Origin of the sequence: Flavobacterium sp. Root901 (assembly GCF_001429765.1) — a bacterium.
Classification (GTDB): Bacteria; Bacteroidota; Bacteroidia; order Flavobacteriales; family Flavobacteriaceae; genus Flavobacterium.
On the sequence record NZ_LMJB01000011.1, the window covers coordinates 45,196 to 58,765 of the forward strand.

Sequence of the window (13,570 nt, forward strand, 5' to 3'; positions counted from 1 at the left end):
ACAAATAATTTTAATGGATATTATTGACGTATCGATAATCGTAGCATACATTCTGCTCTCCGTGAGTATCGGAATTTGGATTTCAAGAAAAGCAAAACAAGGATTAGATGACTATTTTTTAGGCGGAAAAACAATCAAATGGTATTTTTTGGGTCTAAGTAACGGATCCGGAATGTTTGATGTTTCCGGAACTTCCTGGATGATTGGGGTACTTTTTCTATATGGAGTGAAAAGCTTTATGTTTATGTGGCTATGGCCGATATGGAACCAGATTTTCGTAATGATGTTCCTGGCAGTCTGGATTAGGAGATCTAAGGTAATGACAGGTTCAGAGTGGATTCTGACGCGTTTTGGAAGTGACAAAGCAGGAAAAGCTTCTCATATTATTGTTGCTATTTTTGCGATTATCTCTACAATTGGTTTTATCGCTTATTTCTTTGAAGGAATCGGGAAATTTGTAACGATTATTCTTCCATGGGACTTAACGCTGCATTACGGCGATATGATTTTATTGACATCAGAGCGTTCTTATGCTTTGATTATTATTTTTTTAACTACGATATATACAGTAAAAGGCGGAATGTTTTCTGTAGTAGCTACAGAAGTAGTACAATATTTAATTATGATTGTAGCCGGAGTTTTAATTGCAGGTTACGCTTTTATCAATTATACTGATCTTCAAATTAATTCGGTTATTACAGAGGAATGGAAAAATGTTTTCTTCGGATGGCAGTTTGAAACCCAATGGAGTGATAAATTTCAAACGTTCAACAATTTAATAGATTCTGAAGGTTACAAAATGTTTGGTGCTTTCATCGGAATGACGTTGTTCAAAGGTTTCTTTGCGAGTGTGGCCGGACCAACGCCAAGTTATGATTTACAAAGAGTTCTTTCAACAAAATCAGTAAAAGAAGCCGCTTATATGAGTGGTTTTACAAACCTGATTTTATTTATTCCGAGATATTTATTAATTACAGGAATCGTAGTAATTGCATTAGTAAACTTAGCCCCGGAATTAAATGCAAACACAGCCTTAACCGGCGCCGATTTAGAATTATTGATGCCAAAAGTGGTAAATTTATATATTCCGGTTGGCGTAAAAGGAATTCTTTTAGCAGGTTTATTAGCCGCTTTTATGTCTGGATTCTCGGCATTTGTAAATGCTGGCCCGGCTTATATCGTAAATGATATTTATAAAAAATATTTCAAACCCGTTGCGTCTAATGCACATTATATTAAAGTAAGCCAGATTTCATCTTTTTTAGTTGTTGGTTTAGGAGTTTTCATGGGATTCTTCGCAGATTCAATTAACTCATTGACTTTATGGATTACAAGTGCTTTGTACGGAGGTTATGTAGCTGCCAATTTTCTAAAATGGATTTGGTGGCGATTTAACGGCTGGGGTTATTTCTGGGGAATGTTTGCCGGATTAATCATCGCTTCCCTGCAATTCATTTTAGGCATGAATAAGGCCAATTTAACCGAAGGCTCTTTCTTATATAATTTATCTCAGGTTCAGGCGATTTATCTCTTTCCTTTAATATTTGGTTTCTCAATTTTAGGATGTCTTTTAGGAACATACTTAAGTAAACCAACAGAAATGGAAGTTTTAAAATCTTTCTATTCTAATGTAAGACCATGGGGATTCTGGAATCCGGTGTATAGAGAATTAAAAGCCGAAGATCAGGCTTTTGAAAAAAATAATGATTTTTGGCTGGATATGATGAATTGTGCTATCGGAATTGTATGGCAGTCAAGTATGATTCTGCTTCCGATATTCTTTATCATAAGGGATTATCCAAAAGCAATTACAGCCTTAATCGTGTTTTTAGTTACGACAACAATATTAAAATTCACATGGTTAGATAAAGTTAGAAAAATAGCAGATTAAACAGCAATTTGTCATTTCGACGAAGGAGAAATCTCCGCGAGAAACTCTACAAAGATTGGCGACTAACGAGAAGGAGCTTCTTACGGAGATTTCTCCTTCGTCGAAATGACAAAACAGAGAGAATAAAAAAACAAAACAATAAAAAATAAAAAAAATGAGCAGTATTCCCTGGCAAGACAGACCCGAAAACAGTAAAGATGTAATGTGGAGATATTCTGAAAATCCAATTATCGACAGATATGCAATACCATCCTCAAACAGTATTTTTAATAGTGCTGTAGTTCCTTTTGAAGATGGATATGCGGGAGTTTTCAGATGTGACAATAAAGCGGTTCAAATGAATATTTTTACCGGTTTCAGTAAAGACGGAATCAACTGGGATATCAACCACGAACCTATTGAGATGAAATCCGGAAATACAGACATGATCGAATCTGCTTATAAATATGATCCGCGTGTGGTGTGGATCGAAGATCGTTACTGGATTACCTGGTGTAATGGTTACAACGGACCAACCATTGGAATTGGATATACTTTTGATTTTAAAGAGTTTTTTCAATGCGAAAATGCCTTTCTTCCATTCAACAGAAACGGAGTTTTATTCCCTCAAAAAATCAACGGTAAATATGCCATGTTAAGCCGTCCAAGTGATAACGGACATACGCCTTTTGGAGACATCTGGATCAGCTACAGCCCGGATATGAAATATTGGGGAGAACACAGACTGGTTATGAAACCAAGTCCGTTCGAACAAAGCGCCTGGCAGTGTACCAAAGTTGGAGCAGGGCCAATCCCGATTTTAACTAACGAAGGCTGGTTAATGATTTATCACGGAGTTATTAATACCTGCAACGGTTTCCGTTATGCAATGGGTTCAGCACTTTTAGATCTTGACTCGCCTGATAAAGTAAAATACAGGACACAACCGTATTTATTAGGACCTGCAGAAATTTATGAAATGGTAGGTGATGTACCAAATGTAGTTTTCCCTTGTGCCGCTTTACATGATACAGAGGAAGATAAATTAGCCGTTTATTATGGTGCAGCAGATACCGCTGTAGCAATTGCGTTTGGTAAGTTAAGTGAAGTAATTCAGTTTACAAAAGATAACAGTTTATAGTAAAGGCATGCGTTTAAAATTTCAATGGTTAACAGTTGTTTTATTTTCTCTTTCGATTGCGGGTTTTGCGCAGTCAAAAAAAAATGGCATTATTCCTAAAACATATGTCGCAGCCAAAACTGCTGATCCAATTACAATAGATGGAGAAGATACAGATGCCTCGTGGAGTAAAGCAGATTGGACAGATCTTTTTGAAGATATAGAAAATGGCGTTAAACCCAAGTATGCAACAAAAGTTAAAATGCTGTGGGACGAAACGAATTTTTATATTTTAGCAAAGATTGACGAACCGCATGTCTGGGCCAATTTAAAACAGCGAGATACCATTATTTTTTACAACAATGACTTCGAAGTTTTTATAGATCCCGACAGCGACACTTTTAACTATTACGAATTAGAAATAAACGCCTTGAACACTGCTTGGGATCTATTTTTATCAAAACCTTACAGAGAAAATGATCTCGTAGTTTTAAACGACTGGAATCTTACCGGTTTAAAATCTGCAGTAAAAATTCAGGGAACAATTAATAATCCGAATGATACAGATCAGGGCTGGGTTTTAGAAATGGCAATTCCCTGGGCAGCCTATAAAACCTCTTATTTCGATCAGAATGTGCCTGCGGATAAATTCTGGAGAGTCAACTTTTCAAGGGTAAACTGGCAGCATTCTATTGTAGACGGCAAATACGAGCGTAAAAAAGATGACGACGGAAAATTTCTTCCGGAATATAACTGGGTCTGGTCGCCCATAGGAGTAATCAATATGCATGAACCGGAAAAATGGGGCTATGTTTATTTTTCTTCCAAAGAAGGAAAAGATACCTTTACAATTCCGCAGGACGAAAAAGTAAAATGGGAACTTTACAATTTATACAGAGCTCAAAAAGAATATTTTCAGAAGAATAAAATGTGGGCACGATCGCTGGCAAATTTAAAAAAAGAAAGCATCACGGTTGATAATAAAGTTTTAAAACCTATTTTAGAAAACCATTCTGCAGGATATAATATTGCAGTAAAAAGCCCTTTTTCTAATCAAACATTTATTATAAAGCAGGATGGCAGAATAATAACAAAGTAAACCACCATGAAACTACCAAAACTAATACTTTTTTTATTGGCGCTGAGCATTTTTTCCTGTGCCGGAAAAGAAGAACCAACCGCATTTAAATTTGGTGTCTGGACAACCGCAGATGCCAAAAAATCTGATGCAGATTATACCAAAGAATTCAAAAAATACAAGAACGGCGGAATTGACGAAGTATTAATCAATACAACAACTGATCCCAGACTTTTAAAAAGAATAGTGCCTCTTGCCGCAAAAGAAGGCTTAAAAGTTCATGCCTGGATTATGGCCATGAACAGACCCGGAGATTCTGTCGCATTACAGCATCCGGAATGGTATCAGGTAAGCAAAGAAGGAAAATCCTGTTTTGATAACCGTCCTTATGTCGATTATTATCAATGGTTATGTCCAACCAGAAAAGAATCAAGGGAACACGTTTTACATTTAGTAGAAGAACTGGCAAAAGTAGAGGGAATCGAAAGTGTTCATTTAGATTATATTCGTTTCCCGGACATCTTCCTGCCAATCAGTTTACTGCCCAAATACAATTTGGTTCAGGATGTAGAACTGCCTCAATTTGATTTTTGTTATTGTGATGAATGTGTGAAAGCATTCGAAAAAATCCACCACAAAAATCCAAAAGAAAGTCATAATACATCTATCGATATGGAGTGGAAAAACTTCAGATTAAATGCGATAAAAGCGGTTGTCGATGATGCTTATAAAATTGCGCACAAATACAATAAACAATTAACGGCGGCAGTATTTCCTTATCCTGAAATGGCAGATCACATGGTTCGGCAGCGTTGGGACAAATGGAATATTGACGAAGTATATCCAATGATTTACCATAGTTTTTATAATGAAGAAATAGACTGGGTTGGATATGCTACCAAACAAGGCGTTACTGATTTAGAAAATAAAAAGACAAAAATCAATACAGGAATTTATATTCCGGGTTTGAAAAATGATAAAGAACTGAAACAAGCTATTTTGGCAGCTAAAGAAAACGGAGCAGTCGGAGTTTCTTTCTTTGACGGAAATGCATTGTCTGAAAGCAATTTAAAGACAATCAGAGAAACAAAAGCAAGTTTAAAATAGAGATTAAACACATAGAAACAGATTAAAATGTGTGTAATAAAAAATATAAAAGTTTCCACACATACCTATGTTTGTTAATGCAAGTGAAACGCCTTTTATAAAGTTTCAAAACTATGTTTCTATGTGTTGAATAAAAAATTAAGACAAAGATAAAAGTAAACAGCATGTCAAATAGAAGAGATTTTATCAAAAAAGCAACTTTAGGTGCAGCAGCTGTAAGTTCTGTAGGCTTTAGCGGATTTGCGAAAGAAAAAGAAGGGAAAGAAAATACAATAGATTTTTCTCCAAAAAAAGTAAAAAAACCAGTTGTTATTTCGACATGGAATCACGGACTTCCTGCAAATCAGGAAACGTGGAAACAATTAAAAGCCGGAAAACCAGCCTTGGATGCCATTGAAGCCGGAATGAAAATTCCTGAAGCAGATCCTAATGTTCGCAGTGTAGGCTATGGAGGTTATCCCGACCGTGAAGGAAAAGTAACACTTGACGCTTGTATCATGGACCACAACAGTAATTGCGGTTCGGTTTGTTTTTTACAGGGAATTATGCATCCAATCTCTGTTGCAAAGAGAGTGCTGCAAAATACACCGCACGTAATGCTGGCCGGACAAGGCGCATTGCAGTTTGCTTTGTCAGAAGGATTTAAAGAAGAAAATTTATTGACTCCGGAATCTGAAAAAGACTGGAAAAAATGGCTGGAAGATTCAAAATATAAACCTGTTATTAATATAGAAAACCACGATACTATAAGTATGCTGATGTTAGACCAGGAAGGCAACCTTTCGGGCGGATGTACCACGAGCGGTGCTGCTTGGAAAATGCACGGACGCGTCGGTGATTCCCCAATAATCGGCGCGGGTCTTTTCCTGGATAATGAAGTGGGAGCTGCAGCAGCAACCGGTTTAGGAGAAGCCGTTATCAGGACCGCAGGAAGTGCCATGGTGGTCGAATTAATGCGTCAGGGAAAATCACCTTTTGATGCCTGTAAAGAAATCACAGAACGTATTTACAACAAACATAAAAACCATAAAGACATGGAATATCTGCAGGTTGGTTTTATTGCCTTAAATAAAAACGGAGAATATGCTGGTTACAGTTTGCGATCAGGTTTTAATTTTGCTGTTTCTGACGATGAAAAAGGACACCGAATGGAAGATGCTAAATTTAAAATGTCGTGGGATAAATAAAAATACGATGCGGGAACTTTGTCAAAGTTTTAAATTTAACAAAGTTGAATCGCGAATAAATTTAAACACATAGAAATATAGATTTTCTCTCACAATCTATCCCGATAATAATCGGGGCTATGTGTTCAAACAAAAATAAAGAATGAAAAAATCAATATCCATATTAACCTTATTACTTTCAGTTTTATCTGTTAATGCGCAGGAAAAAGTTCCGTTTTGGCAGAATGAAAAAATCAATGAAGATAATAGAGAGCCTATGCACGCTGCCTATTATGTTTTTGAAAACGAAACCTTAGCAGCTAAAAACGACTGGAGACAATCTAAAAATTATCTTGACATTAACGGAGCATGGAAATTTAAATATGTTGATAATCCGGCTGCGCTTCCAAAAGATTTTGAAAAAAACAATTTTAACGATAATGCATGGGATAATTTTAAAATTCCGGCAAGCTGGGATGTAAATGGTTATGGATATCCGGTTTATGTAAATACAACTTACGATTTTGATTATTTAATGGCGCCAAATCCGCCGTTTGTTCCAACAAAATATAATCCGACAGGAGTTTACAGAAGAGAAATTACAATTGACAAATCCTGGGAAGGAAAAGATATTTTTCTTCATATTGGTACAGCAAAATCCAATTTGACCGTTTGGGTAAATGGTGTTTATGTGGGTTATGGCGAAGACGGAAAATTACCTTCTGAATTCAAATTAAATAAATATGTAAAAACCGGAAAAAACACAATTGTGCTTCAGGTAATGAAATGGAATGACGGTTCGTATTTAGAATGTCAGGACATGTGGAGAATGAGCGGAATTACCCGCGATTCTTATTTAGTGGCGAGAAACAAAGCCCATTTGAATGACTTTGAAGCTGTTCCGGATTTAGACGCAGATTATGTTGACGGAAGTTTGAAAATTACGACTCAATTTTCTGATTTAGATAAAAAAGAAACTTACACTTTAGAAGTACAATTAAAAGACGAAGGAAAAGTTGCAGCTTCAAAAAATATTACGATAAATGGAAATTCATTAAAAGAGGCTTTTTCATTAGAAGTAAAAAATCCGAAAAAATGGAGTGCCGAAATTCCAAATTTATATCAGTTAATTTTTATTTTAAAAGATAAAAAAGGAAATGTAATCGAGGTTATTCCGCAGAAAATCGGATTTAGAAAAGTAGAAATTAAAGGCGGACAGCTTTTGGTAAACGGAAAAGCGATTTACATAAAAGGAGTAAACCGTCATGAAGTTGATCCAATTACGGGACAAACCATTTCCAGAGAAAGAATGGAGCAGGATATTAAATTGATGAAAGAATTTAATATCAATGCAGTAAGAATGTCGCATTATCCAAACGACGAATATTTCTACGAATTATGTGATAAATACGGAATTTATGTAGTTGACGAAGCGAATATAGAATCGCACGGAATGGGGTATGACATCACAAAAACGCTTGGAAATAAACCGGACTGGGAAATGGCTCACATTCAGCGTATGCAGCGAATGATCGAGAGAGATAAAAACCACGCTTCCATTATTATCTGGAGTATGGGCAACGAAGCCGGAAACGGTTATAACTTTTACAGAGGCTATTTATGGATTAAAAATCGTGATAAATCGAGGCCAATTCAATACGAAAGAGCAACTGCAGGAGCGTGGGACGGCAAGGATTTAAAATTTGAATGGGATTCAGACATTATTGACCCAATGTACAGTTCTCCAAATAAAATGGAAGAATATATTTTGGCTAATCCAAATCCGACAAGGCCTTATATTCAGTGCGAATATGCGCATGCGATGGGAAATTCAATGGGAAATTTCAAAGATTATTGGGATGTAATCCGTAAATATCCAAACTTTCAGGGAGGTTTTATCTGGGATATGATCGATCAGTCGGTTTATAAAAAACTGGATAACGGAACTACGATTTTAGCCTATGGAGGAGATTTTGGTCCAAAAGACGTTAAAAGCGATAATAACTTCGTAAACAACGGAGTTTTTACGGTAGACAGAAAGCCAAATCCGCATGCTCTTGAAGTACGAAATGTATATCAAAACATTCTGACTTCGTGGGAAAATCAGGAAACAGCAGCGATAAAAGTATATAACGAATTTTCGTTTAAAGATTTAAGCAATGTTGCTTTGAACTGGTCATTAATTTTAGATGGAGTCAAAGAGGCATCAGGCACTATCGATTATTTAGCAATCGATCCGGGTCAGACAAAAACTTATATCCTGCCAGTTCAATTAGGAGATAAAAAATTTCAGGAAGCTTTTATTAATATCAGTTATCAGTTAAAACAGGAAGAACCGTTTTTGCCAAAAGGTTTCGAAATTGCAACAGAACAACTGACCTATAAAGGAAGCTGGAAAAATGATATTAAAATTGAAAGCGCTTCAAAAATTATTATAGAGAAAAAAGCCAATGCTACGGTTTTCAAAAGTGATAAAGCTGAGATTACTTTCGATAAAAAAACCGGATTTATCAGCGGTTATTCCTTCAATAATCTGCCAATTATAAAAGAAGGATATCAATTGCGTCCTAATTTTTGGAGAGCACCAAATGATAATGATTTTGGAGCTAATTTTCAGATTAACTTAAAAGCATGGAAAGATGCGACAGAAAATCCAACACTCATAAACTGGACGGTTTCTCCAACAAAAGATAATAAAATTTTAGTAAAAGCAGCTTACAGTTTGCCTCAGGTTTCTTCGACTTTAGAATTGAATTATGAGTTAAACGGAAATGGTGAATTAGTTGTAAAAGAAACTTTGAATATAGATAAAGATAAAGAACAGCCAATTTTGCCAAGATTTGGAATGGAAGTAATTGTTCCGAAAGATTTTAGCACTATGACATATTACGGAAGAGGCCCGCACGAAAACTACATCGACAGAAATTACAGTTCAAAAGTTGGACTGTACACACAAACGGTTTCAGAACAGTATTATCCATACATTCGCCCGCAGGAAACCGGAAATAAAACTGATGTTCGTTTTCTGGAATTATCAGGCGATAAATTAATACTTACCGTAACCTCTGACGAATTATTGGCCGTAACCGCTTTGCATTTTTTAAATGAAGATTTAGACGACGGTTTGCAGAAAGATCAAAGACATGCTGCCGAATTAAAAGAAAGAGATTTAACCAGTTTAAAGATTGATTCAAAACAAATGGGAGTAGGAGGAATCGACAGCTGGCAGGCCTGGCCAATGGAAAAATACCTTTTGAGAGGCAAAAAATATCAGTATGAATTTAAAATAACACCATCTTTAAAATAATAATTATGAGATCATTAAAACCCTTATTCGTCTTAATCTTCTTTACTTTTTTAAGTTCGGGTTATAGTCAAAAAAATTTTACTGCAAAAGACATTCAGATTATTCCAAAACCAAATCAGTTATTGATTCAGCCGGGAAGTTTTGAGTTTTCTAAAAATACTGTTTTTGTTTCCACTACAGATTTTCAAAAAGATATTTCGAATGCCTTAATCAATAAATTTCAAACTGCTGCGGGCTGGCGTCCTATTATGGGTGTAAAAGCACCACAGAACAATTTTATTCAGTTTAAGGTTGATCCAAATCTTCATAAAGAAGCTTATAAAGTTGAGGTAATCAATAATTCAGTTACCATTACGGCCAAAGGAAATGCCGGTTTTATTTACGGATTAGAAACGATCAGACAGCTTCTGCCAACAGCAATTGAAAGCAATTATGTGGTTTCGTCTGCAAAATGGGAGATTCCAAATGTTACGATTAACGATGAACCGCGTTTTCAATGGAGAGGATTAATGCTGGATTTATCACGTCATTTTTTTGATAAAAATTACATTCTGACTACAATCGATCGTTTGGCAATGCATAAAATGAACGTACTGCATTTGCATTTGGTAGACGATCAGGGCTGGAGAATCGAAATAAAAAAATATCCTAAACTAACCGAGGTTGGAGCCTGGAGAGTCGATCAGGAAAACTTATCATGGAACGCAAGATTAACTACAAGCCCTGATGAAAAAGGAACTTACGGAGGATTTTTTACTCAGGAAGAGTTAAAAGAAATTGTAAAATACGCAGCATCAAAAAATATCGAAGTAATTCCTGAAATCGAAATGCCGGCACACGTAAGCTCTGCCATAGCAGCCTATCCGGAACTGGCTTGTTTTGACCAGCGCATTGGCGTTCCGTCTGGCGGAGTCTGGCCAATTACCGATATTTATTGTGCTGGAAAAGAATCTACATTTGAGTTTTTACAAAATGTCTTAGATGAAGTAATGGCAATTTTTCCATCAAAATATATTCATATCGGAGGAGACGAAGCTACAAAAACCAATTGGGCAAAATGTCCGCACTGCCAGAAAAGGATAAAGGATGAAGGTCTGAAAAACGTCGAAGAACTGCAAAGTTATTTTGTAAAACGTATTGAAAAATATATCAATTCTAAAGGCAAAAAAGTAATTGGATGGGACGAAATTCTTGAAGGAGGTTTAGCTCCGGAAGCCACAGTTATGAGCTGGAGAGGTACAAAAGGCGGTACTGAAGCAGCAGATCAGGGGCACGACGTTATTATGACTCCTGAGTCACATTGTTATTTTAATTTTTATCAGGGACCTCAAAACGAAGAACCTTTAGCTTTTGACGGTTATACACCATTAAGCAAAGTGTATGAATTTGATCCTGTTGTGCCGGAAATGTCGCCTGTTGAAGCCAATCATGTTTTAGGAGGACAAGCCAATTTATGGGCGGAACATCTTTCCGGGCCAAAAGATTCTGAGTATATGATTTTTCCAAGGTTAGCAGCTTTATCCGAAGTTTTATGGAGCTCAAAAGAAAGCCGTAACTGGAATGATTTTACAACAAGATTAAAACCGCTTTTAAGCCGATACGATTATCTGGGAATTAATTATGCTAAAAGTGCTTATCTGGTTACAGCAGCATCAAACGCTGATATTGCCAGAAAACAAATCAATATTACGCTAAAAAACGAATTTCCAAATCCTGATATTCGATATGTTTTAGGAGATAAAAGCATGGATCATCATGCTGTAAAATACCTAAATCCAATTGAATTAAACGAAACAACTTTACTAAAAGCTTCTTTATTTCAGGATGATAAACCAATTGGAAAAACCTTTACAGACACCATAATTTTCCATAAAGCCGTAGCGCAAAAAGTAAAATATTTAACACCATACAATCAAAACTATAAAGGAGATGCCTATACAATGGTAAACGCCATTAGAGGAAGCAAAAATTTTCACGACGGACAATGGCAGGCGTGGCTGGGAAATGATATGGAAACAGTTATTGATTTTGAAAAACCGGAAAGTGTTGAGCAGGTAATTGTGGGGACTTTAGAAAGTCAGGGATCTGGGGTTAATTTTCCTGTAAAGATTAAAGTTATGGTTTCAAATGACGGAATCAAATACAAAGAAGTTGGTAAAATAACACGTCCGTACGCAGGAAATGTGACTTCGGAACTGAAAGATTTCAAAATCAATTTCACAAAAACAACAACAAGATTTGTAAAAGTCATCGCTTATAACCTTAAGAAAAGTCCGAAAGGAGAAGATTCTTGGTTATTTGTAGATGAGATTTTAGTGAATTAAATACTAGCACGTTTCGAACTTTGACAAAGTTGGGAAGGATACTTTGTCTCAATATCTTAAATGTGAATTTTACAATTAACAAAAACAAAAAACTATAAATAGAATAAAGATGAAAAAAGGAATATTCATAATCGCATTATTATTTTCCGTACAAATGTTTTCGCAGGCCATTTATGAAGATGAGCGTTACGTACCGGAAACGGATCCGCTGGTGCTGAAAAACCTGGAAGCGTGGCAGGGCAAAAAGTTTGGATTATTAATGCACTGGGGAACTTACAGCCAATGGGGAATTGTAGAATCATGGTCAATTTGTCCGGAAGATTATGGATGGTGCGAGCGTAAAAAAGGAAGTAATCCAGCTAATTATAACCAATATGTTGCAGATTATGAAGGTTTAAAAAAGACTTTTAATCCAACAAAATTTGATCCGATAAAATGGGCAAAAGCGGCAAAAGCTGCCGGAATGAAATACATGGTTTTTACAACAAAACACCATGACGGATTTAATATGTACGATACTAAATATTCTGATTATAAGGTAACTGACAAAGATTGTCCTTTTAGTGCAAATCCAAAAGCAGATATTTTAAAAGAAGTTTTTACTGCTTTCAGAAACGAAAATATTTCAACCGGTGCTTATTTTTCTAAACCAGACTGGCATAACGAAAATTACTGGGACCCGTATTTTCCTCCTTTCGACAGAAACGTAAATTACGATCCGTCATTATATCCTGAAAAATGGCAGAAATATGTGGATTTTACGCACAATCAAATTTTAGAAATCCTGACCAATTACGGTAAAGTAGATATTTTATGGCTTGATGGAGGCTGGGTAAGAAAAAGAGATCAGCAGAACTTAAAAGAAAACTATGACGAGAAATTTGCTGAAAACGAATCTAAAAACGGTTTTATTAAACACAGAGTAGTCGATCAGGATCCAAAAATGGATGAATTAGTTGTAAAAGCGCGTCAAAAACAGCCGGGTTTAATTGTAGTTGACCGTGCGGTTCACGGAAAAAACCAAAACTATTTAACTCCCGAAGGACGTGTTCCGGCAAAAACGCTTCCTTATCCTTGGGAATCCTGCATTACATCTGGCGGAGGATGGTCTTATACGCCCGACGCAAAATACATGACCGGAAGACAAGGTATCCATATGTTAGTTGACATTGTAGCAAAAGGCGGAAACTTATTACTAAATGTTGCACCAAGTCCGGAAGGAGAATGGCAGCAAGGCGCTTACGATTTATTACAAGCCTATGCAGACTGGATGAAAGTAAACAGTACAGCGATTTATGAAACTAAACCAATAGAGCCTTTTAAAGAAGATAATATATGTTTTACACAAAATAAAGCCGGAAATGTATTTGCTTTTTATCTGGCAAAAGAAGGAGAAGATAAAATTCCTGCAGTGGTTACAGTAAAATCTATCAGCCCTAAAAAAGGAACAAAAATTACAATGTTAGGTTCTAAAACTTCTTTAAAATGGACAAAAGAAGGAAATGGATTTAAAGTAGTAATTCCGGAAAGTTTAAGAAATAATTTACCTGCAAAAGAAGCATGGACTTTAAAAATTGAAGCGATTAACAGATAAAAAT

8 protein-coding genes are annotated in these 13,570 nt (G+C 36.0%); all 8 read left to right on the top strand.

Features of this window, described 5'->3' with window-relative positions:
* Window positions 1–13: 13 nt before the first annotated feature.
* The 8 genes from ASE21_RS21050 to ASE21_RS21085 all read left to right on the top strand — a co-directional run bounded on the left by ASE21_RS21050 (window position 14) and on the right by ASE21_RS21085 (window position 13,566).
* Window positions 14–1,891: a sodium:solute symporter family protein gene (locus ASE21_RS21050; RefSeq protein ID WP_057124684.1), complete on the top strand. Its 1,878-nt coding sequence runs from the start codon at window positions 14–16 to the stop codon at window positions 1,889–1,891.
* 154 nt (window positions 1,892–2,045) lie between these two features.
* Window positions 2,046–3,011 (top strand): glycoside hydrolase family 130 protein, encoded by a 966-nt coding sequence (locus ASE21_RS21055; protein ID WP_057124686.1) that lies wholly within the window; start codon window positions 2,046–2,048, stop codon window positions 3,009–3,011.
* Window positions 3,012–3,018: 7 nt separating this feature from the next.
* Window positions 3,019–4,089, top strand: coding sequence for a carbohydrate-binding family 9-like protein (locus ASE21_RS21060; protein WP_057124688.1), 1,071 nt, complete (start codon window positions 3,019–3,021; stop codon window positions 4,087–4,089).
* Between the two features lie 6 nt (window positions 4,090–4,095).
* Complete coding sequence (locus tag ASE21_RS21065; RefSeq protein ID WP_057124690.1) at window positions 4,096–5,175, top strand: putative glycoside hydrolase; 1,080 nt, start codon at window positions 4,096–4,098, stop codon at window positions 5,173–5,175.
* Between the two features lie 164 nt (window positions 5,176–5,339).
* Window positions 5,340–6,362 carry an isoaspartyl peptidase/L-asparaginase family protein gene (locus ASE21_RS21070; RefSeq protein WP_128414738.1) on the top strand — a complete coding sequence of 341 codons (1,023 nt, stop codon included), beginning with the start codon at window positions 5,340–5,342 and terminating at the stop codon, window positions 6,360–6,362.
* A gap of 142 nt (window positions 6,363–6,504) precedes the next feature.
* A complete protein-coding gene (locus ASE21_RS21075) occupies window positions 6,505–9,648 on the top strand; it encodes a glycoside hydrolase family 2 TIM barrel-domain containing protein (RefSeq protein ID WP_057124692.1) in 3,144 nt (1,047 codons plus the stop codon).
* 5 nt (window positions 9,649–9,653) lie between these two features.
* Entirely contained in the window at window positions 9,654–11,972 is a 2,319-nt protein-coding gene (locus ASE21_RS21080; RefSeq protein ID WP_057124693.1) for a family 20 glycosylhydrolase, read from the top strand.
* Between the two features lie 109 nt (window positions 11,973–12,081).
* Entirely contained in the window at window positions 12,082–13,566 is a 1,485-nt protein-coding gene (locus tag ASE21_RS21085) for an alpha-L-fucosidase (RefSeq protein WP_057124694.1), read from the top strand.
* Window positions 13,567–13,570 lie beyond the last annotated feature (4 nt).